This window comes from Streptomyces goshikiensis (genome assembly GCF_014650555.1).
Taxonomy (GTDB): domain Bacteria; phylum Actinomycetota; class Actinomycetes; order Streptomycetales; family Streptomycetaceae; genus Streptomyces; species Streptomyces goshikiensis.
In genome coordinates, this window is the sequence record NZ_BMVE01000005.1 from 148,131 (window position 1) to 173,684 (window position 25,554).

Here is a 25,554-nt window from a genome sequence, read left to right on the forward strand (position 1 = left end):
GGGTCCCCGGCGGTCCGGAGATCCGGGCGGGCGTTGCCGGCGCGGGCCGCGGCGGCGGGGCCGAGGCCGGTGCCCGTGATCCGGTGCCGGAGCTACTCGGACACGTTGTGACGGGTGAGGCTGGAGTGCGTTTGGGGTCGTGAATTCCGTGCCATGGATGGGGACATGCCACAGCACACAGCATCCGCGCCCCTGCCCGAAGTCCCCGTCCTCTCCGAAGAGGTACGCGAGGCGCTCGCCCGGAAGCGGCCCGTCGTGGCCCTGGAGTCGACGATCATCGCGCACGGCCTGCCGCGTCCGCGCAATCTGGCGGTGGGCATGGAGCTGGAGGCGCTGGTCCGGGCGGAAGGTGCTGTTCCGGCGACGATCGCGGTCGTGGACGGGGTGGCGTACGCGGGGCTCGGCAAGGAGCAGTTGGAGCGGATCGCGAGCGGTGAGGGCGTGCGCAAGCTCGGCCACCGGGATCTGGCGCCCGCGCTCGCGACGGGAGCCACCGGGGCGACGACGGTGTCCGCGACGGCGTTCCTCGCCGCGCGGGCGGGGCTGCGGGTGTTCGCGACCGGCGGGCTGGGCGGCGTACACCGCGAGTACGCGCGGACGCAGGACGAGTCGGCGGATCTGGCGCTGCTGGCGCGGACGCGGATCACGGTGGTGTGCGCGGGGGTGAAGTCGATCCTGGACGTGCCGGCCACGCTGCAACGGCTGGAGACGCTGGGGGTGGGGGTGCTGGGGTTCGGGACGGAACGTTTCCCCGGGTTCTACCTGGCCAGTTCCGGTGAGCCGGTGGACTGGACCGTGCACCGCCCGGAGGAGGTGGCGGCGGTGATGGCGGCCCAGGACGCCCTGGGCGGAGCGGAATCGGCGCTCCTGGTGGCCAATCCCGTCCCGGAGGCGGAGCAGTTGGATCCGCAGCTGCACGACCGGGTGCTCGCCGAGGCCCTCGCCGAGTGCCACGAGCGCGGGATCACGGGCCAGGCGGTGACCCCGTTCCTGCTGGGCCACCTGGTACGGGCGACCGGCGGGGCCTCGCTGGAGGCCAATCTGGCGGCGGTACGGGGCAACGTGCGGCTCGGGGCCCGGATCGCGGGGGCCTGGGCGGCCCGGCGGTGACCGGGCCGGGGGCCGCACCGGCACGCGGGCCGGGGGCGCTGCTGGTCGTCGGGGACGTGGTGACCGACGTGGTGGCGGTGCATCCGGAGCCGCTGGCCCCGGCCACCGACACGGCGGCCCGGATCCGCACCCTGCCCGGCGGCGCGGGGGCCAACGCGGCCTGCTGGGCGGCCCGCGCGGGCGCGCCTGAGGTACGTCTCCTCGCGCGGGTGGGCAAGGAATCGGCCCGGTGGCACGAACGGGCGCTGGTGGACGCGGGGGTGCGGCCGCGGCTGGTGATCGACCCGGCCGAGCCCACGGGGACGGTGGTGGCGCTGGTCGGCAAGGACACGGAGCGGACCTTCCTGACCGACAGCGGCGCGGCGCTGCGGCTCACCCCGGACGACTGGGCCCCGGCCCTGCTGGACGGGGCGGCCCATCTGCACCTGTCCGGTTACCTGTTCTTCGCCGACAGCAGCCGGGAGCTGGCCCTGGTGGCGCTGCGGGCGGCGACGGCCCGGGGGGTGCCGGTGAGCGTGGACCCGGCCTCGGCCGGATTCCTGCTCACGCTCGGGCCGCGGCGGTTCCTCGACTCCGTGGCGGGGGCCCGCGTCCTGCTGCCCAACGAGGACGAGGCCCGGCTGCTGGCCGGGCTGCCCGGGCGGTCCGGAGCCGCCCGGGCGGCGGTGGAGCTGAGCCGGCGGGTGCCGCTGGTGGTGGTCACCCGGGGCGCGGCCGGGGCCCTGGTGGCCGAGGCGGGGCGGATCGTCGCCGAGGTCGCCGCGGAGGCGGTGGAGGCGGTGGACTCCACGGGTGCGGGGGACGCGTTCACCGGTGGGTTCCTCGCGGCCCGCCTCGCGGGGGCGGACCCGGCGGAGGCCGCCCGGGCGGGCTGCCGGACGGCCGCCGTGGCGGTCACCCGGCTGGGCGGGCGACCGTAGCGGCCGAGGCCTGCGCGAATGTCCCGGCCGCGGTGCGGGGTTCAGCCGGGCAGGCCCGTCCAGGCCGGGTGGCGGGGGTCGTCCGCCCTGACGAGGACGTCCGCCCGGTCCGCGGGGGCGGTCTCGGTCTCGTAGCGCGCGAACGCGGGCAGGGTCCACCGGTCGGCGGGCTCGGTGCGGCGGGCCAGCGCGCCCGGGGAGAGCCGGACGTGCACGGCGAGGTCGAAGGGGAACCAGTGGCCCAGCAACAGCGGGCCGTGCACGATCAGCACGCCGTCCGGCGGGAGTTCGGCGTACGGGCTGCGGGTCGCCCGGTCGGTCACCGGGTCCCACAGGTCGGGCAGCACCCGCCCGCTGCCGCCGGGGTCGGTCGGGCCGAAGACCTCCCGCCAGAGTGCGGCCGTGTCGTACCAGCCGTCGAGGTACGCGTCCACGTCCTCGCGGCCGAACTCGAAGCGCAGCGACGCCGGCCGCAGGAAGCCGGCGGCCGGGACCGCCAGCGCCGCGCGGCCGCGTTCGCGGAGCGCGTCCGCGAGGTGCCCGGCGAGCACGCCGGTGTCGGCGGCGGGCGCGCCGTCGATCCCCACCCGTTGCCGGACGGCCTGTTCGGAGGGGGTGTCGCGGTCGTCGAGGTGACCGGCGAGCCGCTCGGCCATCCGCTGCCATGTGATCGCTTCCAGCTGCACGACCCCATTGTCAGTGCCGCCCCTTAGCTTTTTCCACGAGGGATCACCGGCGCGACAGGAGCCGGTGACCCGGCTTTGGGGAGGGGTCTGTCATGGCTCGGGAAACGACGTATCTGGAGCTGTCGCAGGACGGCGGCGGGGCGCACAAGTTCTACGAGGTGACCGTGGACGGCACGGCCGTCTCCGTGCGCTACGGCCGCATCGGCGCGGACGGCCAGTTGCAGAACTCCTCCTTCCCCACGGCCGAGAAGGCCCGCGCCGCCGCCGCGAAGAAGGTCGGCGAGAAGGTCCGCAAGGGGTACGCCCCGGCGGTGCCCGGGCAGCGCGCCGCGCGGGCGGTGACCCGCCGCCAGGTGACCTCAGCGCCGTCGACGGCGCGTTCGGTGGCCCCGGTGCTCTGGCGGTTCCGTACGGGCTCCTCCGCTTTCGGGATCCATGTCGACGAGGACCGCTGCTGGGTCGGCAACCAGGCGGGCGATGTCTACACGCTGAGCCACGGCGGCGAGGTGCTGGCCCGCTACTCCCTGCCGGACGGGGTGAAGTGCCTGGTCGCGGACGATTTCTGGATCTACGCGGGCTGTGATGACGGCACGGTGTACGACCTGTCGTCGAAGGTGCCGTTCGGCGCGTACGACATCGCGGCGGATGTGGACATCTACTGGCTCGACATCCACGAGGGCGTGCTGAACGTGTCGGATGCGGCCGGCGGCCTCACGGTCATCGACCACGAGGACGAGTTCCAGTGGTCCCGCAAGTCCGCGGGCAGCGGCGCCTGGATGGTCCGCGCCGACGAGGGCGCGGTCTACCACGGGCACAGCGCGGGTGTCACGGCCTACGCCTCGGACGGCAGCGGGGAGCTGTGGCACACGGCGACGGGCGGCTCGGTGCTGTTCGGCTGGCAGGAGGAGCACGCGGTGTACGCGGGCACGGGCCGCAAGGTCGTACAGCGGCTGGCGAAGGCGACGGGGGCGGTCGAGGCCACGTACGGGTGTGACGCGGCGGTGTACTCGTGCGCGACCTCGCCCGACGGGCGGTACGTCTTCGCCGGCGACTCGTCGTCCTCGGTGTACTGCTTCGACGCCGACGGGCGGCGGCTGTGGAAGCTGGGCACCGGCGGCGGCTCCGCGCTGTCGATGCAGTACCTGGACGAGCGGCTGTACCTGGTCACCACGGACGGCTCGCTGGTGTGCGTGGACGCGAGCGAGGCGGCGATCACCGCGGCCCAGCGGGGTTCGGTGCCGGTGGCGGTGGACGTGAAGTCGGCGGCGGCCCTTCCGGTGTTCACCCCGGCCGCTTCGGCCGCGGCGGTGGCGACGGTGTCGGTGGCGGCGGCTCCGGCGGGCGCCGTGGTCGTGGAGTGCGTCCAGCAGGGCGGCCGGATGCGCGTCCAGGTCGTGTCCACGGGGTTCGAGCCCTCGTGGAACGTGCAGTTCCCGCGCGGGATACGGGAGGCCGGGGCCCGGTACGTGGTCGACGGGCTGCACGCGTCCTCGGGCGGCTTCTACCGGGTGCGCGGGGAGATACGCCGGCTGGTGTGACGCGGCGGTCCGCCGTTCGCTGGACCGGTCGCGGGACCGGTCGCGGGCGTCCGCTTCACAGGGCGGGTCCGGAGCAGGCGCAGGTCGTGGCCCCGGGCGGGCCCTGGGCGGGTATGGAGAAGGCGGCGCCCTCGGGAAGCTCCTCGCAGGTCACGTACAGGACGACGGGTTCGCTGCCGAGGTTGCGTCCGAGGTGGATGTGCCGGGCGCCCGGGGGCTCTATGAAGCTGGTCCCCGCCCGGTGCACCTCGACCGATTCGTCGTGCAGGATCCGGGTCAGCGTCCCGGACCTGACCACCGCGATCAGCTGTACCCGGTGGTAGTGCCAGCCGGTGCAGCCCCCGGGGGCTATGACGATCTCGCGGCCTTCGAGTCCGGCATGGCCCACCGCTCCGGGGCGCCGCGCCGTTGCCTGCCGTCCACTCATGTGCTCCCCCTCCGCGGCCTCCGGCCGCAGTCCCTCGAACACCGTAGGAGGACATCCTCTAATCCAGTGAGGATCGATGAAACCCCAACATCCCACTTTCACAAGGTGATATGGGGGCCGGGAGGCGGTATCACTCCGGCATGAGTCTCGTCGTGTTCGAGTCGGTGAAACACATCCACTGCGCGGAGTGCCGGCGGGGCCCGATCCGGCACGTGGTCCGCGAGGCCGGCGTGCCCCGCTGCCTGGACTGCGCCGACCTGGGCCACCTGGTCTACCTGCCGCGCGGCGACGCGGCGCTCACCCGTCGGGCGCGGGAGGCCAGTTCGCTCTCGGCGGTCGTGGTCCGCCTCCACAAGCGCCGCCGCCGCTACGAACGCCGGGGCCTGCTCGTCGAGGACGCCGCCCTGGCCCGCGCCGAGCGCGCCTGCCTCGCGGACGCCGAGGCGCGGGCCCGCCGCCGGGAACGCGACCGGCTGCGCCGCGCCGCCGAGGACACCCGGTTCACGGCCGCGTTCGCCGCCGAGATACGGCGGCTGTTCCCCGGCTGCCCGGCCGGCCGCGCCCAGGCGATCGCGGCGCACGCCTCACTGCGAGGGAGCGGTCGGGTGGGGCGTACCGCGGCCGGCCGGGCCCTCGACGAGCAGGCGGTGTCGATGGCGGTCCGGGCCGCGGTACGCCACCTGGACACGGAGTACGACGCCCTGCTGATGGCGGGCATCCCCCGCTTCGCGGCCCGGACCCGGCTGGCGCCGCGCATCGACGCGATCCTCGGCGGATGGCGTACGGGCACCGCCGCGGCCGAGCCCGAGACGGGCCCGGGGCGGGCCTAGCTGACCCGGAACCGGCGGTAGAGCAGCACTCCGCCGAGCAGCAGCGCACCACCCGCGGGCACCGCGTAGCCGACGGCGTCGGCCCCGGTGTGGGCGAGGGCCGCGGTGTGCCGGGGCGGCTCGGGCGTGGCCGGCTGGGCCGGGGTGACCGGAGTGACGGGGGTGACCACCACGGGCTTCGCCGGGGTGACGGGCTTCGTGACGGTGGGCGGCTGGACGGGCTTGCCGCCGCTGGGCTGCTCCCCGTTGACGGAGGTGTTGCCGAACGTGGGGTTGCCGATCCCGACGACGCTGACCCCGTTGCCGCTGACGTTCAGCGGGAGGTCGACGGGAAGCTGGATCCCGTTGCCCGACAGCACACCCGGAGAATCCTTTCCGCTCCCATGGGCGCTCGCCCCGCCACTAGTCCCGGACGCTTGTTCGGACGTGTGCGAGGCTCCGGACCCGGTCCCGGTCCCGGAGGACCCGGTCCCCGACGCGGAGGTCCCGCGCCCCGGCGACCCCGCGTTGGCGCAGCGGTTCCCGGCCGCCGGGTTGAGCAGCCCGACGACGCTCACCGTGTTCCCGCACACGTTCACCGGCAGGTGCACCGGCAACTGCACCAGGTTCCCCGACGCCACGCCCGGCGACCCCTGGGCCGCCCCGTTCGCGTCCGCATCGGCGTAGGCGAAGCCACCCACCCCGGCGACGGCCAGTCCGCCACCCGCGACCACCGCCGCGATCAAGCCATTCCGACGACTGTGACGCATCAGCTTCCTGCCTTCCGGAGAGTTCACGAGCACAACGCCCGCACCGGACACAACGCCGTTGAACCCGTTCGGGTTATACGGCGGATAGGCATTTCACTCCATCGTGTCGGGGAGCCTTCGGCTCAACGGCGGTCGGGCCGGTCCTCGGGTCAGCGCCGCACGAGGGCCGTGACCGGGTCCGGGGAGGCGGTGCCGGTGGGCCACCAGTCGTTGTCGCCGAGGCGGTCCTCGTAGGCGTACCAGAGGCCCTCGCGGCTCAGGCGGAGTTGGCGGTTCAGGGCGGTGAGCCGGTTGCGGTCGGGTCGGAACGAGCCCTGTCCGGCGGCGAGCAGCGCCGGGCGGGCGCGGTCGAAGGGGCCCGCCGGGGGATCCCAGGGCTCGTCGAGGGCGAGGAGCGCGGGCAGGCCGCCCTGGCGCCAGGCCGCGGCGCCCCGGGCCAGGTCCGTGGTCGTACGGCCGGTGGCGCGGGCCAGGTCCCGGTACAGGGCGCGGGCCGAGCCGGTGAGCCCGGCCGTGGGATGCGCGGACGCCAGCCGGACGGCGTCCTGCCAGAGCGTGAGGCCCGCGATGGGGTCCTCGCCGGTGGTGAGCAGGGCGAGGGCCCGGGCGGCGGCATCCGTGGCGAGCTGGTCCAGGGACAGGGGGTCCGGGGCGGCCGGATCAGCCGGGTAGGCGGGCGGCAGCCCCACGGCGGCGGGCGCCGCGAGCGGAGCCGGCAGCGGCGGCAGCACGGTGCGCGCCAGCGCCTCGCGCGCCGGAACCCCGGGGAAGTCCGGTTCGGCCTCGGGCTGTTCGCGCGCGGCGTGGGCGGCATTGCGGCGGGTCAGCTCATCGAGCAGCTCCCGCTCGCCCCGGCCGCGCAGGAGCAGCAGCACGAACGGGTCCTCGTCGAGCAGCCGGGCCGCCCGGTAACAGAGGGCCGCCGCATGCTTGCAGGGCGGGCGCGCGACATCCGGACAGGAGCAGCGCGGGACGAGCTCGCCCGCGCCGGGCAGGACCGATCCCGCCAGCGCCTGCGGAACCTCCCGCTCCAGCAGCGCGGCGAGCGCCGCCGGATCGGCCGCCACCGCCTCCAGGAGCTCCGCCCACTCGGCGTCCGCGAAGGCGGTCAGCGCCAGCTCGGTACGGTACGGGCGCGGCCTGCCGCCCCGGACGTACGCGACGATCCGGCCCGGGGTGATCGTGACCGCCTCGACATGGCCCTCCGCCGCGTACGCGCGACCGCGCACCAGCCGGGCCGCGTCCCGGGCGCGCTCCTCCAGGGCCGCCACCCAGGCCCGGCCCCACCAGGTCGTGGCCTCCACCCCGGGGGGCACGGTCTCGAAGGTGCGGCGGCGGTCGTCCCGCGCGGTGATCACGCCGGTCTCCGCAGCGAGACCAGGTCGGCCAGCTCGCGGTCGGTCAGCTCGGTCAGCGCCGACTCGCCGGAGCCCAGGACGGCATCCGCCAGGGCGCGCTTCGCCTCCAGCATCTCCGCGATCCGGTCCTCGACCGTGCCCTCCGCGATGATCCGGTGGACCTGTACCGGCTGGGTCTGCCCGATCCGGTACGCGCGGTCGGTGGCCTGCTCCTCCACGGCCGGGTTCCACCAGCGGTCGAAGTGGATGACATGCCCCGCCCGGGTCAGGTTCAGCCCGGTCCCGGCGGCCTTCAGCGACAGCAGGAACACCGGCACCTCGCCCGCCTGGAACCGGTCCACCAGCTCCTCGCGGCGCGGCACCGGCGTCCCTCCGTGCAGCAGCTGGTTGGCGATCCCGCGCGCGGCGAGGTGCCGCTCGATGAGCCGGGCCATCGTCACGTACTGGGTGAAGACCAGCACCGAACCGCCCTCCGCGAGGATCGTGTCGAGGAGTTCGTCCAGCAGCGCCAGCTTGCCCGAGCGGTGCGCGATCCGGGGCTGCTCCTCCTTCAGGTACTGCGCCGGGTGATTGCAGATCTGCTTCAGCGAGGCCAGCAGCTTCATGATCATGCCGCGCCGCTCCATGCCCTCGCTCGCCTCGATCACGGACATCGCCTCATCCACGGCGGCCTGGTACAGCGAGACCTGCTCGCGCGTCAGCGACACCGGATGGTCCGTCTCCGTCTTCGGCGGGAGCTCGGGCGCGATCCCGGGATCGGACTTCTTGCGGCGCAGCAGGAACGGCCGTACCAGCGCGGCGAGCCGGGCGACGGCCGCCTCGTTGCCGCCGTCCTCCTCCTGCTGGTGCTCCACCGGACGGGCGTGCCGCGCCCGGAACGCCGTGAGCGGGCCCAGCAGGCCCGGCGTCGTCCAGTCGAGCAGCGCCCACAGCTCGGAGAGGTTGTTCTCCACCGGGGTGCCGGTCAGCGCCACTCGCGCGGGGGCCGGGATCGTCCGCAGCGCCTTCGCCGTCGCCGACAGCGGGTTCTTGACGTGCTGCGCCTCATCGGCGACGACCATGCCCCAGCCCTGTTCGGCCAGCCGGGCGGCGCCCGCGCGCATCGTCCCGTACGTGGTGAGGACGAACCCGCCGGCCAGCCCGTCGAGGCTGCGGCCGGCGCCGTGGAAACGGCGCACCGGGGTGCCCGGCGCGAACCTCTCGATCTCCCGCTGCCAGTTGCCCAGCAGCGACGCCGGGCACACCACCAGCGTCGGCTCGGGTCTGTCCCGGTGCAGGTGCAGCGCGATCAGCGTGACCGTCTTGCCCAGGCCCATGTCATCGGCGAGGCAGCCGCCGAGGCCGAGCGAGGTCATCAGATCCAGCCAGGCCAGACCGCGCGCCTGGTAGTCGCGCAGGGTCGCCTTCAGCGCGGCCGGCTGCGGCAGCGGGGCCAGCTCCCCGGTCAGCCGCTCCCGCAGGGCCGCCAGCGCGCCCACCGGAACCGCTTCGACCGGCTCCCCGTCCACCTCGGCCGTGCCCGACAGTACGGTGGCCAGCGCGTCCACCGGATCCAGGAGGCCCAGCTCCCGCTTGCGGGCCTTGCGCACCAGCTCCGGATCGACCCGCACCCACTGGTCGCGCAGCCGCACCACGGGCCGGTGCGCCTGCGCAAGCGCGTCCATCTCGCCCGGGGTGAGCCGGTCGCCGCCGAGCGCGAGCTCCCAGGAGAAAGCGAACAGGTGCTGGGCGTCGAAGAACGCGGTGCCATCGGTGGCGGAACCGGGCGCCATCGACCGCACGACGGCGCTCGCCGACAGCGTACGGGCCAGCTCGCGCGGCCAGTGGACCACGACCCCGGCGGCGGCCAGCCGGGGCGCGACGGCGCCCAGCAGGTCTTCGAGCTCGGGGTCGGACAGGGCCAGCGCATCGGGGACGGGCTGGTCCAGCAGCCGCAGCAGCGGCGGCCAGATCCGGGCGGCCCGGCGCAGCGCGAGCACCGCATCGATCCGGGCGCGGGGGCCGAACCCGGCGGCCGCCGCCCCCGCCCACAGCAGCCCGGCGTCGGTGACGAGGGTGGGGTCGGCGAGGCTGTGGACCTGGACGACGGCGGCGCCCGCGCGGCGGGTGTCCTCGGGCTCCGCCTCATCGAAGAGGCGGAAGGAGGACAGGTCCAGCCGGAGCGAGATCCCGACCCCGGTGTCGGCGCCGGCCGCGACCTGCGCCGCCCAGCCCTGTATCCCCGGCACCCGCTGCGGCTCCCGCGCGGCGAACGGCCGCCCGACGGCGGCGGGCGCGGCCGGGGTCCGGGGCAGGCTGTCCGCGACGGCATCGAGGAAGGCCCGCACCAGGGCCTCCGGTTCCGGCAACCGGAGCGGCCGGGCCCCGGCCAGCGGCGTGGCGTACGCCTCGTGGGGCAGGGCGGCGGCGATCGCCCGCAGGTGCCCGACATCCGCCGCGTCGAGCGGGCCGGCGCGCCAGGCGTCGATGCCGTCGGGGGTGACCCCGGGGAGCAGCCGGCCGCGCGCGACCAGGGTGAGCGCCTGGACTGCGGCGGTGCCCCAGGCGCGGGTGGCCGGATGCGCGCCGGCGCTGCGCGGGGCCCGCGCCAGGAGCGGCAGGGCGGCGGCGACGGACAGAACGAGGCCGGGGACGGTGCGGGTGCGGGGCGCGGCGGTGGGGCCCTGCGGCCGGACGAGCGTCAGCGGGGTCGTCTCCCCGGGAAGGGGGTCCCCGTCGGGCGCCCAGAAAACGATCCGGCCCTCGCGGGGAACGGGGGCGGGGAGGAACACGGCGGCATGCCGCAGCAGTGCGGTCTGCGGGGTCACGCGGGCTCCCTCCGGGTCGGTCTTCCACTCCTTCGACGAGTCTAGGCGGAGCCACTGACAACCCCTCTGACCAGCCCGTACGCAGCCCCACCCAGGGCTGCGCGGGCCCTCGGCGCGCCACCGGTGGGACCATGGACGGGGAGAGCGAGGCGATGGCCATGCGTTCCGGAAACGAGCCGGTGACCGCCCGCAGTCCGTTGCGGCTGCGGTTCTGGCTGAGCCTGTGGGGGCTGATCTGGGCCGCCGCCGGGACCGTCCTGTTCTCGCTGGCCGGCCGTCCGGGGTGGGCGGCCGCCTGCGCGGTCGTCGTGCTGCTGGCAGCGGTCGACCTGGCCGTGGTGATCCACCACATCCACCAGGGCCCGCACTACCAGCCGGGCCCGGACATCCCCCCGTACGAACCGCCGAGCCGCCGCTGACCCGGCCACGCCGCCGCGCCCCCGGCGGCCCGCCCCGACGCCCGCCAACTCACCCCGACGCCCGACGCCCCGCCCCGCCCCGCCCCGCCCCGCCCCGCCCCGGCCGCCGGTCCCAGACGCCCGGCGGCTCACTCCTCGAAGCGCGCCGCCGCCAGATAGTCGGGCTGCGGATCCAGGGCGGCGGCGAGCCGGAAGTGCTTGCGCGCCTGCTCGGGCCGCCCGGAGCGCTCATGGGTCCGGGCCAGCGCGAAGTGCGCGAACGCGTTGTCCGGCTCCCGCTCCAGCACCAGCTCGAACTCCAGCGTCGCCGGACGGAGTTGAGCGGCGGCGAAGAAGGCCCTGGCGCGCAGCAGCCGGGCCGCCGTGTTCTCCGGGTGCGCGGCTATGACCGAATCGAGGAGCTTGACGGCGCCGCGCGGATCACGGGCGGCGAGCAGTTGCTCGGCGGCCCGGTAGTCGATGACATGCGTCTCCGGGCTGCCGGCCCCCGAGGAGGACGGCTGCGAGGGACGCGGCGGACGCGACGGCGGATTGGTCTCGGACACGATCGGATCCTTCCCTCCGCGGAGCGTTCCACGCCCCGCTCCACACCGGCCTCAGGCTCCTGACGCCGATGCCGCGGCCCGCGCCGCGAGTTCCTCCCACACCTTGCGCACCTGCGGCTCCAGCGCCTCCAGCGGCCCGTCGTTGTCGATCACGAGCGTGGCCACCGCCAGCCGCTGCTCCCGCGTCGCCTGCACGGCCATCCGGGCCCGCGCCTCCTCCTCGGCCATCCCGCGCAGCGCGGTCAGCCGGGCCAGCTGCGTCCCGGGCGCGGCGTCCACCACGACCACCAGGTCGTACAGCGGCGCCAGCCCGTTCTCCGCGAGCAGCGGTACGTCGTGCACCACGATCGCATCGGCGCCCGCGGCCGCCTCCAGCTCGGCGGAGCGCGCCCCGACCAGCGGGTGCACGATCGAGTTCAGGGTCTGGAGCTTCGCCGGGTCGGCGAAGACGAGCGAGCCCAGCTTCGGGCGGTCCAGCCGCCCTTCCGGGGTCAGTACGGATTCCCCGAACGCCGCGACGACGGCCGCGAGCCCCGGCGTACCGGGCTCCACGACCTCCCGCGCGATGCGGTCGGCGTCCACGACGACCGCCCCGTACCCCGCCAGCAGCCGCGAGACCTCGCTCTTGCCGGCTCCGATTCCGCCCGTCAGACCAATCTTCAGCATGCCCGGCACCCTAGCCCCCGCGCCCCGGCCCCCGTACAGCCCCCTGCGGACGGACGGCTCAGCCCTCGCCCTCGCGCTCCGCGAGGAACCGCTCGAACTCGCGCCCGATCTCATCGGCCGACGGGATCTCGGCGGGCTCGGCGAGCATGTTCCCCCGCGTCTCGGCCCCGGCCGCCGCGTCGTACTGGTGCTCCAGCCCCTGGACCAGGCTGACGAGTTCCTCGTCGCCCTCCCGGATCTGGCGGTCGATCTCCGTCTGCGTGCGGTGCGCCTCGGTGCGCAGGGCGTGCGCCACGGCCGGCAGGACCAGCCCGGTCGCCGCCGTGATCGCCTCCAGCGCCGTCAGCGCCGCGTCCGGGTACGGGGAGCGGGCAACGTAGTGCGGGACGTGCGCCGCGACGCCCAGGACGTCGTGCCCGGCCTGCCCGAGGCGGAACTCGACGAGCGACTCCGCGCTGCCCGGCACCTGCGCCTCGTCGAACGGGCTGCGGTGACCCGGCATCAGGTCGGTGCGGTTGCCGTGCGGGGTGATGCCGACGGGCCGCGTGTGCGGGACGCCCATCGGGATGCCGTGGAAGTTGACCGAGAGCCGGACGCCGAGGCGCTCGACGATCTGGCGCACTGCGACGGCGAAGCGCTCCCACTCGACATCCGGCTCGGGGCCGGAGAGCAGCAGGAACGGCGCGCCCGTGGCGTCCTGTACGAGGCGCACCTCCAGGCGGGGCTCCTCGAACTCGGACCAGTGGTCGCGCTGGAACGTCAGCAGCGGGCGGCGGGCCCGGTAGTCCACCAGGCGGTCCGCGTCGAAGCTGGCCACCAGCTGGTGGGGAAGGGTGTCGAGGAGGCGCTCGACGATCTGCTCGCCGGCCTCACCCGCGTCGATGTACCCCTCGAAGTGGTAGAGCATGACCAGCCCGGCCGAGTCCTGGGCGAGCGCCAGGTCGGCCACCGCCAGGCCCTTGGCGTCCCATTCGTACAAACCCTGTGGATCAAGCACCGTCACCACTCCTCCTCGCCTCGTTCTCTGCGAAGAACGTCCAAGGCGGCGCCGCCATTCCCCAGTTGACGGCTTTCACAGGAACGCGGGCGAAAGTCCCCGGCCCCCGCCCCCTCGCGGCGGATCCGGGCGCACCGGCCGGGCACGCGGAAAGGCCCGCCCCCCTGAGGGGACGGGCCTTTCCTTTCAGCTCAGCTCACACCCGCGCCGAGGCGCGGAGCGTGGTGCGCGCTGCGATCAGCTCTGGCCGCCGGCCAGCTTCTCGCGGAGCGCGGCCAGGGCCTCGTCGGAGGCCAGGGCGCCCGAGGTCTCGTCCGACTCCGAGGAGTACGAACCGCCCGAGATGCCCGCGCCACCGGCGTTGCCACCGGCGGCCGGGGCGGCAGCGCCCTCGGCAGCGGCGGCCTCGTCGGCCTCGCGGCTCTTGATGACCTGCGCCTGGTGCTGCTCGAAGCGCTGCTGCGCCTCGGCGTACTGGCGCTCCCACGTCTCGCGCTGGGAGTCGAAGCCCTCGAGCCAGTCGTTGGTCTCGGGGTCGAAGCCCTCGGGGTAGATGTAGTTGCCCTGGTCGTCGTAAGACGCGGCCATGCCGTACAGGGTCGGGTCGAACTCGACCGACGCCGGGTCGGCACCGAAGGACTCGTTGGCCTGCTTCAGCGACAGCGAGATCCGGCGACGCTCAAGGTCGATGTCGATGACCTTGACGAAGATCTCGTCGTTGACCTGGACGACCTGCTCCGGGATCTCCACGTGGCGCTCGGCCAGCTCGGAGATGTGGACCAGACCCTCGATGCCCTCGTCCACGCGGACGAACGCACCGAACGGAACCAGCTTGGTGACCTTACCCGGGACGACCTGACCGATCTGGTGGGTCCGGGCGAACTGCTGCCACGGGTCTTCCTGCGTCGCCTTCAGCGACAGGGAGACGCGCTCGCGGTCCATGTCCACGTCGAGGACCTCGACGGTGACTTCCTGGCCGACCTCGACAACCTCGGACGGGTGGTCGATGTGCTTCCAGGACAGCTCGGAGACGTGCACGAGACCGTCGACGCCACCCAGGTCCACGAAGGCACCGAAGTTGACGATCGAGGACACGACGCCGGAGCGGACCTGACCCTTCTGCAGGGTGGTGAGGAACGTCTGGCGAACCTCGGACTGGGTCTGCTCGAGCCAGGCGCGGCGGGACAGGACCACGTTGTTGCGGTTCTTGTCCAGCTCGATGATCTTCGCCTCGAGCTCCTTGCCCACGTAGGGCTGGAGGTCGCGGACGCGACGCATCTCGACGAGCGAGGCCGGCAGGAAGCCGCGGAGGCCGATGTCGAGGATGAGACCACCCTTGACGACCTCGATGACGGTACCGGTGACGATGCCGTCTTCTTCCTTGATCTTCTCGATGGTGCCCCAGGCACGCTCGTACTGAGCGCGCTTCTTCGAGAGGATCAGGCGGCCTTCCTTGTCCTCCTTCTGGAGAACCAGGGCCTCGATCTCGTCGCCGACCTTGACGACCTCGTTCGGGTCGACGTCGTGCTTGATCGAGAGCTCGCGGCTGGGGATGACGCCTTCGGTCTTGTAACCGATGTCGAGGAGAACCTCGTCCCGGTCAACCTTGACGATGACGCCGTCGACGATGTCGCCATCGTTGAAGTACTTGATCGTCTCGTCGATCGCCGCGAGGAACGCGTCCGCGTCGCCGATGTCGTTGACCGCAACCTGCGGAGTGGTGGCGGTGGTCTCGGTGCTGCTCGTCATGTGGGAAAGGGCTCCGGTTACGGACAGAAAGTCGTAGGTACTGCTACGCCGGGAGCCCTTATCGGCATCCACCGAAGACCGGACAGCCAAGGAGGCCCCCGATCCGCGAGAAGAGCGGCGGGGCCTCGAAAACCGAGGGGACATCAACAGATGCAAGCGCAGCCTGCTAGGTCTGAGGAGCACAGGCTCGCAGCGCAACTTGTAGCATACGGGGGCAGCCGGACAGGGTCAATGCGCGAAGGCGCACACCCCGGGCGGATCGCCTCATATCCGGCACAATTCGTGGGCGGGCGGGCGCCGATGGCCCTTCCCGGTCACTTTCGGACCTGTTTTTTCCGACCTCTTTCCGCAGACTACGACGACGGGCCCCATGAACCAAGAGGACTACGCCCCCGAAGAAGCGTACGAAGCCGACGGCGGCGCCGGCGACGACGCCGAGGCCACCCGGCGTGAGGCGGACGACACGGAGAGCAGCCGGGCGAGCCGCGGCTGGTGGGACCGCAACGCCGACGAGTACCAGAGCGAACACGGCGCCTTCCTCGGCGACGACCGCTTCGTATGGGGGCCGGAGGGCCTGGACGAGGCGGAGGCCGGGCTGCTGGGCCCCGCCGCCTCCCTGAAGAACAAGGACGTCCTGGAGATCGGCGCCGGCGCCGCCCAGTGCTCGCGCTGGCTGGCCGCCCAGGGAGCCCGCCCGGTGGCCCTGGACCTCTCGCACCGCCAGCTCCAGCACGCCCTGCGCATCGGCGACGACGTCCCCCTGGTGGAGGCCGACGCCGGCCGGCTGCCCTTCCGCGACGGCTCCTTCGACCTGGCCTGCTCCGCGTACGGCGCCGTCCCCTTCGTCGCCGACCCCGTCAACGTGATGCGCGAGGTGCGCCGCGTCCTGCGCCCCGGCGGCCGCTGGGTCTTCTCCGTGACCCACCCCATCCGCTGGGCCTTCCCCGACGAGCCCGGCCCCGAGGGGCTGTCCGTCGCCGCGTCCTACTTCGACCGGACCCCTTACGTGGAGCAGGACGAGCAGGGCCGCGCCGTCTACGTGGAGCACCACCGCACCCTCGGCGACCGGGTCCGCGACGTGGTCGCGGGCGGCTTCCGCCTGGTGGACCTGGTCGAGCCGGAGTGGCCCGCCTGGAACACCCAGGAGTGGGGCGGCTGGTCCCCGCTGCGCGGCAACCTGATCCCCGGCACCGCGGTCTTCGTCTGCGAGAGGGACTGATACCCCCGTGACCGCGATCCGCCAGGCCGAGCTCGACGCGCTTCCCGTACGGGAGGCCCTGCCCGAGCTGGTCTCCGCCCTCGACGGGCACGGCGCCGCCGTGCTGTGCGCCCCGCCCGGCACCGGCAAGACCACCCTGGTCCCGCTGGTCCTGGCCGGCCTGGTCGGCGGCGGTCCCCGCCGCCGGGTCGTGGTCGCCGAGCCCCGGCGGATCGCCGCCCGGGCGGCGGCGCGGCGGATGGCCTGGCTGCTGGGCGAGCAGGTCGGCGGCTCGGTGGGCTTCACGGTGCGCGGGGAGCGGGTGGCGGGGCCGGGGACGGTGGTCGAGGTCGTCACCACCGGGGTGCTGCTCCAGCGGTTGCAGCGCGACCAGGAGCTGTCCGGCGTCGACGTGGTGATCCTGGACGAGTGCCACGAGCGGCACCTCGACGCCGACACCGTCGCCGCGTTCCTGCTGGACGTACGGGAGACCCTGCGCCCGGAGCTGCGGCTGGTGGCGGCGTCGGCGACGACCGACGCCGCCGGCTGGGCGCGGGTGCTCGGTCACGGCCGTCCCGGCGGCGCGCCGGTGGTGACGGCCGCGGGGGTGTCGTACCCGGTGGAGACGGTGTGGGCGCCGCCGGCCCGGCCGGTGCGGCCGCCGCACGGCATGCGGGTGGACCCCGCGCAGCTGACGCACGTGGCGTCGGTGGTCCGGCGGGCGCTGGCGGAACGCTCCGGCGACGTCCTGTGCTTCCTGCCCGGCGTCGGCGAGCTCGCCCGGGTGGCCGGGCAGCTGGGCGGGGTCGACGCGGAGGTGCTCCAGATCCACGGCCGGGCCCCGGCGGCCGTCCAGGACGCGGCGCTGGCCCCCTCGGCGCACCGCAGGGTGATCCTGGCGACCGCGGTCGCGGAGTCCAGCCTGACCGTGCCGGGCGTACGGGTGGTGGTGGACTCGGGGCTGGCGCGCGAGCCCCGGGTGGACCACGCGCGGGGCCTGGGCGCGCTGGCGACCGTACGGGCGTCCCGCGCGGCGGGGCGCCAGCGGGCGGGCCGGGCGGGCCGCGAGGCCCCGGGGGCGGTGTACCGCTGCTGGTCGCAAGCGGAGGACGGCCGCCTGCCGGCGTTCCCGTCCCCCGAGATCCGGATCGCGGACCTGGCGCAGTTCGCGCTCCAGGCGGCGTGCTGGGGCGACCCGGACGCGGCCGGGCTGGCGCTGCCGGATCCGCCGCCGGCCGGGGCGATGGCCGCGGCGCGGGAGGTGCTGGTCGCGGTGGGCGCGGTGACGCCGGACGGCCCGGCCACCCCGCGCGGCGTCGGCATGTCCCGCCTCGGCCTGCACCCGCGGCTGGCGCGGGCGCTGCTGGACGGGGCCGCGGCCGTCGGCCCGCGGCGGGCGGCGGAGCTGGTGGCGCTGCTGAGCGAGGAGCCTCCGCGGGAGTACGGGGACGACCTGGCCGCCGCGTGGCGGCGGGCCCGGGCCGGCGGCGACGCGTACGCCACCCGCTGGCGCGCGGAAGCCACCCGCCTGCGCCGCTCCGCCGCCACTCCTGCGGGACCTTCCCCGACCCCGACCCTGCCGGAACCCGAGGCCGCTGCGCCCCTGCCCGGACGCGAGGCCGCGTCTCGGCGCGCCGTGGGGGCTCCGGCCCCGGACCTCCTTGCCTCCGGCGCCGGTGGGGCCGACGGTTCGGCCGCGCCGGCGACCGCCGCGGGCGCGGTGTCCGGTGACGACGCCGCCGCCGGGCTCGTCGCCGCGCTGGCGTTCCCGGAGCGGGTGGCGAAGGCCAAGGGAGAAGGGGCCTTCCTGATGGCCTCCGGCACCGCGGCCGAGCTCGGCGACGGATCGCGGCTGCGCAGCGCCCCCTGGCTGGCGGTCGCCGTCGCGGACCGGGGCCCGCATTCCGCGTCCGCCCGCGTCCGGCTCGGCGCCGTCCTCGACGAGGACACCGCCCGCGCGGCCGCCGCGCACCTGCTCGCCTCCGGCGATGAGGTCCGCTGGGAGGACGGGGACGTGGCCGCCCGCGCGACGCACCGGCTCGGGGCGATCGCGCTCGCCGTCCGCCCGCTGAAGAACCCCGACCCGGCCCTCGTCCGGGCCGCCCTCCTGGAGGGGCTCCGCTCCGACGGGCTCGGTCTGCTGCGCTGGACCCCGGACGCGCGAGCCCTCCGGGCCCGGCTCGGCTTCCTGCACCGGACGCTCGGCGGCGCCTGGCCCGACGTGGCGGACGACGGGGCGCTGCTGGCGCGGGCCGACGACTGGCTGGAGCCGGAGCTGTCGCGGGCCCGCCGCCGCGCCGACCTGGCCCGGATCGATGCCGGGCAGGCCCTGAACCGGCTGCTGCCCTGGGCCACCGGTGAGGCCGCCCGGCTCGACGAGCTGGCCCCGGAACGGATCGAGGTGCCCAGCGGTTCCAGGATCCGGTTGGACTACTCCGCCGAGCACGGGCAGCCCGTCCTCGCCGTGAAGCTCCAGGAGCTGTTCGGGCTGGCCGAGACCCCGAGGGTGGCCGGGGTGCCGGTCCTCGTACACCTGCTGTCCCCGGCCGGGCGGCCCGCCGCCGTCACCGCCGACCTGGCCTCCTTCTGGCAGGGCGGCTACCTCGCGGTCCGCGCCGAGCTGCGCGGCCGCTACCCCAAGCACCCGTGGCCGCAGGACCCGGCGACCGCCGAGCCCACCCGGCACACCAACGCCCGCCTCAGGCGGTGAGCCGCTCCCCGGCACCGGCCCCGTCCCGCCGGCCCCGGCCCCGGCCCCGCGCCTCCAGCCACAGCGCCAGCCCGAGGACCACGAGCCCGCCGGCCGCGAGGCCGATCGGCGCGTACGTGTGCAGCGCGAGGACCTTCGTACGGTTGGACCTGACCAGGTCGAGGGTGTACGCGGCGTAGTCCGGGCGGATCTTCACGTGCCCGGCGAAGACGGTGAGCCTGCCGTCGGGCGCGCCGGCCGCGATGCCGCCGCGCATCTCCTGTTCGATGACCTGCTCCGCGTTGACGGGCGCGCCGGTGACCGGGTCGACCCAGAACATCGCCTTGGCCTGGTACCAGAGGCTGGTGCCGGTGCTCTGCTCGAAGGTCGCCGGGTCGACGCCCTCGATCGGCATCTTCTTCGGCAGGGGGACCTTCGTCCAGGGGACGGTCTGCTCGTAGTAGTAGACCTTCATCCCCTTGTACGTGCGCGGGCCGGCGTAGTGGATCGGCGAGGAGGTGCGGGTCTGCGCGTCGAAGTAGAGGTAGTCGCGCGGCTCCGTGAAGAAGGGCCACTTGAACTCGATGCCCTCGCGCGTGACCGGGTCCCCGTCGACCGCCTCGCCCGTGGCGTGCACCGGGTCCTGGGTGTGCGCGTCGAAGATGTAGCGCTCGGGGATCTGGGAGACCATCTTCCCGTCGGGCCCGATGATGTACGAGAGGGTGTCCCAGACGACGACGTCCTTGCCGGCGCTCGCCTCGATCTGCTTCGACGCCTCCACGTTGCCCTTGAGGGTCTGGACGATGGTGACCTTGTCGACCTTCTTGGGCTGCATGCCGGCGGTGTAGTCGAGGAGCGTCGCGTCCTTCGCCTCCAGGACCATCTCCTGGTACTGGCTCGGCGGGATCTTGGCGAGGCGGGGGTACGCGTACCAGCGCAGCAGCGGCGCGAGGGCGGCGAGGAACACGGCGAGGGCGAGCAGGACGAGGCTGGCGGTCCGTCTCAAGGCCGGGCCTCCTCTACTGTCCGGGCGCGCTGGGCGCGGTGGTGAGCAGGGGCTTGGGCGAGGTCTTGCCGTCGGGCGCCCCGAGCGCCGTGACGGCGAACACGAGGGCCAGCGCGGCGGCAAGCCCGATGGCGGCGGCGATGAGTGCGCGCATGCCGGCCTCCTCCGGAATCTGATTGGGCGTCAGGGCGGAGGCACCGTAGCAACGCGCGGCCGAGATGAGAACCGGCCGGTTCCTCCGGAGGTGGCCGGAAGGCGGGCCGGTCCCTGCGGAGGCGGGCGGAGGCGGCCCGGCGCCAGCGCGGCGGCCGGTCCCTGCCGGGGCGGCCGGAGGGCGGCCCGGCGCCAGCGCGGCGGCCCGTCCCTCCGGAGGCGGGCGGAGGGCGGCCCGGCGCCAGCGCGGCGGCCCGTCCCTGCCGGGGCGGCCGGAGGCGGGCCGGCACCAGCGCGGCCAGTCCCTCCGGAGGTAGCCGGAGGCGGGCCGGCGTCAGCGGCGGCGGCCGACTGCCGCCGGGGGGTTCCCGCGCCCGGGCCGCTCGACCGGCGACCCGGGGTGCGCGCGGGCCGGGTTCGAGCCGGCCCGCGCGTCTAAGCGGTGTCGCGGGTACCGCCCGGCGCCACGGGGGGCCGGAGGGCTCCGGGTGACGGCGGGGTGCCCGGCCGCCACCCGCTTTCCCTAAGGGGTCCGAGACGGGCTCGCACTCGGCGCCGACTTCGACGTCGACGTGGGGCTCGGGGTCGTACTCGGGGTCGGCTTCGCGCTCGCCGTGGGGCTGGGCTTCGGCGACGGCGTCGTGGCGGGGGTGGGTGTGGGAGTCGGCTTCGTGCTCGGCGTCGGCGTCGGGCTCGGGGTGGGCTTCGTGCTCGGAGTCGGCGTCGGCGTCGGCGTCGGCGTCGGCGTGGGCTTCGGCGTCGGCGTCGGCGTCGGCGTCGGCGTCGGGGTCGGGCTCGGCGTGGGCTTCGTGCTCGGCGTGGGCGTCGGGGTCGGGCTCGGGGTGGGCTTCGTGCTCGGAGTCGGAGTGGGCGTCGGGCTGGGGGGCCGGGGTGGCGGGGTGGCGGTTCCCGGGGTGTTCGGGACCTCGTACGCGCCCTTCAGGTAGTACGTGAACCAGGACCGCACCGTCCTCAGGTACTCCCCGGACTGGTTGTACGACAGCACCGCCCGGTCCAGGTCCGCCCCCACCCGCAGGTCGCGGCTGCCCGCGCACAGGTAGCGCCCGGCGGCGAGGGCCGCGTCGTGGACGTTGTTCGGGTCGCGCCGGCCGTCGCCGTCCGCGTCCTGGCCCCACGCCGCCCACGTGGACGGGATGAACTGCATCGGCCCGACGGCCCGGTCGTACACCGGGTCCCCGTCGTACGCCCCGCGGTCGGTGTCCCGGATGTTCGCGAAGCCGTTGCCGTCGAGCACGGGCCCCAGGATCGGCCGGAGCGTGGTTCCGGCGGCGTCGACCTGGCCGCCGCGCGCCTGCCCGGACTCGACCTTCCCGATCGCCGCGAGCAGCTGCCAGCGCAGCCCGCACCCGGGGTCGGTCCGCCCCACCGCCTGCTCCGCGCGCCGGTACGCGGCCAGCACGGTGACCGGTATCCCCTGCGCGCCCTCTCCGGAGCCCGTGAGCAGCAGCTCGCCGGCCGGGCGTTCCCGCTCCACCGCCGTCGCGGGCCGCGCGGGCGCGGTCGGCGGCGCCGCCGACGGGGCGACCGGCGGCTCGGGGCTCGTCTGCGGCGGGAGTTCGGCGAGGTAGCTGCCGTCACCGCCGGAGGCGACGGGCGGCGCCGCCTGCGCCTCGCCGGCCGCGGCGGCCAGCTCCTCGCGCACGGCGGCCGGGCCCTGGGAGGCGGTCACGGCGGCGACCACCAGAGCGGAGATCACGGCGGCGGACCCGCCCCTGCGCAGCCTGCGGACGTATCGAGCCGATATTCGAGCCGGCATGGGCCGGGCCCCCTCCCCCTCGACGTCCGCGTGACCCTACGTCAACTCCCTGTGCACAGCACGCATTCGTACCCGGATTTCACGACTTCCCCACGTCTCGCGCAGCTCACGCATACTGTCCGGACCCGTTCGAGACGCATTGGGCCGAAGTAAGGAAGTCCTGAAGAGGGCCTCGGACGGTGGCCGGACATCACCCCCGCCATCACCCCGGACATCAAGGAGAGGCGCCATGCCGTTCACCCTCAGCCATGCGGCCGCCGTGCTGCCCGCGATCCGCCGGACCGGCCGCGCGCGGGGGCCGCTGGTCGCCTCGGCGCTCGTCCTCGGCTCCTTCGCACCCGACACGTTCTACTTCCTGGACGCGGTCGTCGAAGGCGTCATGGGGTACGGCGAGTTCACGCACTCCCCCACCGGCGTGGTGACGGCCGACGCCGTACTCACCGCCGCCCTCGCCGCGTGCTGGCTGCTGCTGCGCGAGCCGCTGGTCGCGCTGCTGCCGCCCGGCTGGCGGGGCAGGGTGTACGGGCTGGTGCGCGGCGAGGACTGGCGTACCCGCCGGCTTCCCTCGCTGGCGCTCTGGTTCTACCTCTCGGCGGTCATCGGGTCGCTGACCCACATCGCCTGGGACAGCTTCACGCACCTGGACCGCTGGGGCACCAACGCCGTACCCGCCCTCGGCCGGCCGTTCGCCCTCGGGCTGCCCCTGTACTCGTTCCTCCAGTACGGCAGTTCGGCGCTCGCCGCCTGTGTCCTGGTCTGGTTCACGGGGACGGCGCTGCGCCGGCTGCCGCGCTCCGCTGCGCCCGCGGCGGTGCCGGTGCTCGGCCGCGTGGAGATCTGCGCGGCGCTCGCCCTGCTGGTGGTGTGCGTGACGGTGGGCGTCACGATGCGCGTGGTGCGCTTCTTCACGTTCTTCGACCGGGTCCGCACCCCGTTCGACATCATCCCGACCGTCTGTTTCGGCGCGGGCGGCGGCCTCGCCGTGGCACTGCTGCTGTACGGGGCGCTCGTCCGCCTGCGCAAGCGCCGGGGCCCCGGCGCCCACACCGACACGGGCACCGACGCCGAGACGCGAACGCCCGTCCCCACCGCATAGCGGGAAGGACGGGCGCTGCCCCTGCCGGGGCGGTACGCGGATCAGTGCGCGGCGGACTCCCAGTCGGGCCCGACGCCGACGGACACGTCCAGCGGGGCGCGGAGCTCGACGGCGGCGCCCATCTCGCGGCGCACCAGCTCCTCCACCTTCTTCCGCTCGCCCGGGGCGATCTCCAGCACGATTTCGTCGTGGACCTGGAGCAGCATCCGCGACTTCAGCCCGGCCTCGGTGATCGCCTTGTCCACGCGCAGCATCGCGACCTTGACGATGTCGGCGGCGGTGCCCTGGATCGGGGCGTTCAGCGCCATCCGCTCGGCGGCCTCGCGGCGCATCCGGTTGTCGCTGTTGAGGTCGGGCAGGTAGCGGCGGCGACCGAGCACCGTCTGCGTGTAGCCGGTGGCGCGGGCCTCCTCCACGACGCGCTGGAGGTAGTCCCGCACCCCGCCGAACCGCTCGAAGAACGTCTCCATCAGACCGCGGGCCTCGCCCGGATCGATGTTCAGCTGCTGGGAGAGACCGAACGCGGACAGCCCGTACGCCAGCCCGTACGACATCGCCTTGATCTTGCGGCGCATCTCCGGATCGACCTCGCCGCGCTCCACGCCGAACACCTGGGAGGCGACGGTGGTGTGCAGGTCCTCACCGGACAGGAACGCCTCGATCAGGCCCTCGTCCTCGGAGAGGTGTGCCATGACGCGCAGCTCGATCTGGCTGTAGTCGGCGGTCATCAGCGACTCGAAGCCCTCGCCGACGACGAAGCCGCGGCGGATCGCCCGGCCCTCGTCGGTGCGCACCGGCACGTTCTGCAGGTTGGGGTCGGTGGAGGACAGCCGGCCGGTCGCGGCGACGATCTGGCTGAAGCTGGTGTGGACCCGGCCGTCGGCGCCGATCGTCTTGACCAGGCCCTCGACGGTCACGCGCAGCTTGGCCTGCTCCCGGTGCCGCAGCATGATCACGGGCAGTTCGTGGTCGGTCTGCGTGGCCAGCCAGGCCAGCGCGTCCGCGTCGGTGGTGTAGCCGGTCTTGGTCTTCTTCGTCTTCGGCAGGTCCAGCTCCCCGAAGAACACCTCCTGGAGCTGCTTGGGCGAGCCGAGGTTGAACTCGTGCCCGACCGCGGCGTGCGCCTCCTTCACCGCCTGCTGCACGGCACCGGCGAACTGCTGCTCCATGGCCTCCAGGTGGTCGCGGTCGGCGGCGATGCCGGCCCGCTCCATCCGGGCGAGCAGCTCGGACGTCGGCAGCTCCATCTCGTGGAGCAGCTCGGCCGCGCCGACCTCGGCGAGCCGGCCGGTGAAGGCGTCACCCAGGTCGAGGACCGCGCGGGCCTGCGCCATCAGCGCCTCCGCCTCGGCCGTGTCATCGGAGCCGAAGGCCAGCTGGCCGTCCTGCGCGGCGGGCTGCAGCTCGCGGTGCAGGTACTCCATCGACAGCACGTCCAGCGCGAAGGAACGGCGGCCCGGCTTGACCAGATACGCGGCGAGCGCCGTGTCCATGGCGACGCCGGCCAGCGACCAGCCGTGCTCGGGGAAGACCCGCATCAGGCCCTTGGCGTTGTGCACCACCTTCGGCTTCGACGCATCGGCCGCCCAGGCCGCGAAGGCCCGCTCGTCGGCCTCGTCCAGCGCGGACGGCTCGAACCAGGCGGCGGCCCCGTCGGCCGCGGCCAGCGCGATCTCGCTGACGTTGCCCTGGCCCAGGGCCCAGCTGTCCACGGTGGAAATGCCGAGCGGCGCTCCCGCGCGGGCCTCCAGCCACGGCGCGAGCTCGCCCGCGCCCAGCACGGACGCGTCCAGCTCCACGCCCGCCACCGGAGCGGGCGCCTCCTCCTCGGCCGCACCCGGGTCCACCGCCAGCAGCCGCTCGCGCAGCGAGGCGTTGCGGATCTCCAGCACGTCCAGCACACCGGTCACGGCCGTGCGGTCGTAGGGGGCGCGCTCCAGGTCGGCCGGCGTCTTCGGCAGCTCCACGTCCTTGACCATCTCGGTCAGGACCCGGTTCAGCTTCACGGCCTCCAGGTGGTCCCGGAAGTTCTGCCCGGCCTTGCCCTTGACCTCCTCGGCGCGCTCCACCAGCTCCGCGAACGACCCGAACTGGGTAATCCACTTGGCGGCCGTCTTCTCGCCGACGCCCGGGATGCCCGGCAGGTTGTCGGACGGGTCGCCGCGCAGCGCCGCGAAGTCCGGATACTGCTGCGGGGTGAGCCCGTACTTCTCCTCGACCTTCTCCGGGGTGAACCGGGTCAGCTCGGAGACGCCCTTCGTCGGGTACAGCACGGTGGTGTGCTCGGACACCAGCTGGAAGGAGTCCCGGTCACCCGTGACGATCAGCACATCGAACCCGAGCGCCTCCGCCTGCGTGGCCAGCGTCGCGATCACGTCGTCGGCCTCGAAGCCGTCGACCGCGAACCGCGGCACGCTCATCGCGTCGAGGAGCTCGCCGATCAGCTCCACCTGCCCCTTGAACTCGTCGGGGGTCTTGGAACGGTTCGCCTTGTACTCGGGGAACTCCGTCGAACGCCACGTCTTGCGGGACACGTCGAACGCCACCGCGAAGTGCGTGGGCGCCTCGTCGCGCAGCGTGTTCGCCAGCATCGACGCGAAGCCGTAGATGGCGTTGGTCGGCTGGCCGCCCGCGGTCGTGAAGTTCTCCGCGGGCAGCGCGAAGAACGCCCGGTACGCCAGGGAGTGCCCGTCCATGAGCATCAGGCGGGGGCGGTCCGCTGCGGTCGTCTGGTCGGTCTTCTTCGATGCTGAATCTGCCACGCCCCCGATCCTAGGCGGCCCCAGTGACAATTCCGGCGTCGGCCAGTTCCGCAGGGCGTGACAGGATCTGTC

At 74.4% G+C, this 25,554-nt stretch carries 21 protein-coding genes; 8 read left to right on the top strand and 13 right to left on the bottom strand.

Annotation, left to right across the window (positions count from 1 at the left end; genetic code table 11):
• Positions 1–165 precede the first annotated feature (165 nt).
• Both IE248_RS16955 and IE248_RS16960 read left to right on the top strand, forming a co-directional pair.
• Complete coding sequence (locus tag IE248_RS16955; RefSeq protein ID WP_190031088.1) at positions 166–1,110, top strand: pseudouridine-5'-phosphate glycosidase; 945 nt, start codon at positions 166–168, stop codon at positions 1,108–1,110.
• Positions 1,107–2,030, top strand: coding sequence for a carbohydrate kinase family protein (locus IE248_RS16960; protein ID WP_229895362.1), 924 nt, complete (start codon positions 1,107–1,109; stop codon positions 2,028–2,030). Before IE248_RS16955 ends, IE248_RS16960 begins: the two co-directional genes overlap by 4 nt.
• Before the next feature lie 41 nt (positions 2,031–2,071).
• Here the strand turns inward: IE248_RS16960 and IE248_RS16965 are convergent, their stop codons facing one another.
• On the bottom strand, positions 2,072–2,716 hold the full coding sequence (locus IE248_RS16965; protein WP_037797398.1) for a nucleoside/nucleotide kinase family protein: 645 nt from the start codon (positions 2,714–2,716) through the stop codon (positions 2,072–2,074).
• Positions 2,717–2,808: 92 nt separating this feature from the next.
• On the opposite strand from IE248_RS16965, the gene IE248_RS16970 reads away from it, so the two are divergent.
• A complete protein-coding gene (locus IE248_RS16970) occupies positions 2,809–4,254 on the top strand; it encodes a WGR domain-containing protein (protein ID WP_190031089.1) in 1,446 nt (481 codons plus the stop codon).
• Positions 4,255–4,309: 55 nt separating this feature from the next.
• Here the strand turns inward: IE248_RS16970 and IE248_RS16975 are convergent, their stop codons facing one another.
• Positions 4,310–4,681 carry a cupin domain-containing protein gene (locus tag IE248_RS16975; protein WP_100583440.1) on the bottom strand — a complete coding sequence of 124 codons (372 nt, stop codon included), beginning with the start codon at positions 4,679–4,681 and terminating at the stop codon, positions 4,310–4,312.
• Between the two features lie 140 nt (positions 4,682–4,821).
• On the opposite strand from IE248_RS16975, the gene IE248_RS16980 reads away from it, so the two are divergent.
• A complete protein-coding gene (locus IE248_RS16980) occupies positions 4,822–5,511 on the top strand; it encodes a DUF2293 domain-containing protein (RefSeq protein WP_047960537.1) in 690 nt (229 codons plus the stop codon).
• Here the strand turns inward: IE248_RS16980 and IE248_RS38405 are convergent.
• The 3 genes from IE248_RS38405 to IE248_RS16995 form a co-directional block, all read right to left on the bottom strand.
• Entirely contained in the window at positions 5,508–6,236 is a 729-nt protein-coding gene (locus tag IE248_RS38405) for a chaplin (protein WP_308438153.1), read from the bottom strand. The two genes, IE248_RS16980 and IE248_RS38405, sit on opposite strands and share 4 nt — an antisense overlap.
• Positions 6,237–6,409: 173 nt before the next feature.
• A complete protein-coding gene (locus tag IE248_RS16990; protein ID WP_100583416.1) occupies positions 6,410–7,618 on the bottom strand; it encodes an SWIM zinc finger family protein in 1,209 nt (402 codons plus the stop codon).
• Entirely contained in the window at positions 7,615–10,425 is a 2,811-nt protein-coding gene (locus tag IE248_RS16995) for an SCO1167/SCO6262 family helicase (RefSeq protein ID WP_190031090.1), read from the bottom strand. The genes IE248_RS16990 and IE248_RS16995 overlap by 4 nt, the downstream gene beginning before the upstream one ends.
• 131 nt (positions 10,426–10,556) lie before the next feature.
• Here IE248_RS16995 and IE248_RS17000 point away from each other — a divergent pair, with 131 nt between their 5' ends.
• The gene (locus IE248_RS17000) at positions 10,557–10,844 is read left to right on the top strand and encodes a DUF6343 family protein (protein ID WP_100583418.1); all 288 of its coding nucleotides are present in this window, start codon (positions 10,557–10,559) and stop codon (positions 10,842–10,844) included.
• Between the two features lie 128 nt (positions 10,845–10,972).
• Here the strand turns inward: IE248_RS17000 and IE248_RS17005 are convergent, their stop codons facing one another.
• From IE248_RS17005 to rpsA, 4 genes are all read right to left on the bottom strand, one after another.
• Positions 10,973–11,305, bottom strand: a complete 333-nt coding sequence (locus IE248_RS17005) for a tetratricopeptide repeat protein (RefSeq protein ID WP_037792926.1) — start codon at positions 11,303–11,305, stop codon at positions 10,973–10,975.
• 135 nt (positions 11,306–11,440) lie between these two features.
• Positions 11,441–12,055: a dephospho-CoA kinase gene (gene coaE / locus IE248_RS17010; RefSeq protein WP_100583419.1), complete on the bottom strand. Its 615-nt coding sequence runs from the start codon at positions 12,053–12,055 to the stop codon at positions 11,441–11,443.
• Positions 12,056–12,113: 58 nt separating this feature from the next.
• A complete protein-coding gene (locus IE248_RS17015; RefSeq protein WP_008741108.1) occupies positions 12,114–13,052 on the bottom strand; it encodes a PAC2 family protein in 939 nt (312 codons plus the stop codon).
• Between the two features lie 237 nt (positions 13,053–13,289).
• A complete protein-coding gene (rpsA, locus tag IE248_RS17020; protein ID WP_008741109.1) occupies positions 13,290–14,801 on the bottom strand; it encodes a 30S ribosomal protein S1 in 1,512 nt (503 codons plus the stop codon).
• 370 nt (positions 14,802–15,171) lie between these two features.
• On the opposite strand from rpsA, the gene IE248_RS17025 reads away from it, so the two are divergent.
• Positions 15,172–16,020, top strand: coding sequence for a class I SAM-dependent methyltransferase (locus IE248_RS17025; RefSeq protein ID WP_100583420.1), 849 nt, complete (start codon positions 15,172–15,174; stop codon positions 16,018–16,020).
• Between the two features lie 7 nt (positions 16,021–16,027).
• Positions 16,028–18,709, top strand: coding sequence for an ATP-dependent RNA helicase (locus tag IE248_RS17030; protein WP_229895363.1), 2,682 nt, complete (start codon positions 16,028–16,030; stop codon positions 18,707–18,709).
• Here IE248_RS17030 and pgfA read toward each other — a convergent pair.
• The 3 genes from pgfA to IE248_RS17045 all read right to left on the bottom strand — a co-directional run bounded on the left by pgfA (position 18,699) and on the right by IE248_RS17045 (position 21,624).
• Positions 18,699–19,694, bottom strand: a complete 996-nt coding sequence (pgfA, locus tag IE248_RS17035; protein WP_190031091.1) for a cell envelope lipid trafficking protein PgfA — start codon at positions 19,692–19,694, stop codon at positions 18,699–18,701. The two genes, IE248_RS17030 and pgfA, sit on opposite strands and share 11 nt — an antisense overlap.
• 13 nt (positions 19,695–19,707) lie before the next feature.
• On the bottom strand, positions 19,708–19,848 hold the full coding sequence (locus IE248_RS17040) for an SPW_0924 family protein (protein WP_106433338.1): 141 nt from the start codon (positions 19,846–19,848) through the stop codon (positions 19,708–19,710).
• A 522-nt stretch (positions 19,849–20,370) separates the two neighbouring features.
• Positions 20,371–21,624, bottom strand: a complete 1,254-nt coding sequence (locus IE248_RS17045) for a lytic transglycosylase domain-containing protein (RefSeq protein WP_190031092.1) — start codon at positions 21,622–21,624, stop codon at positions 20,371–20,373.
• 229 nt (positions 21,625–21,853) lie between these two features.
• On the opposite strand from IE248_RS17045, the gene IE248_RS17050 reads away from it, so the two are divergent.
• A complete protein-coding gene (locus IE248_RS17050) occupies positions 21,854–22,720 on the top strand; it encodes a DUF4184 family protein (RefSeq protein ID WP_229895364.1) in 867 nt (288 codons plus the stop codon).
• A 41-nt stretch (positions 22,721–22,761) separates the two neighbouring features.
• On the opposite strand, the gene polA is transcribed toward IE248_RS17050, so the two are convergent.
• Positions 22,762–25,482, bottom strand: coding sequence for a DNA polymerase I (gene polA, locus IE248_RS17055; RefSeq protein WP_073798912.1), 2,721 nt, complete (start codon positions 25,480–25,482; stop codon positions 22,762–22,764).
• Between the last annotated feature and the right edge of the window lie 72 nt (positions 25,483–25,554).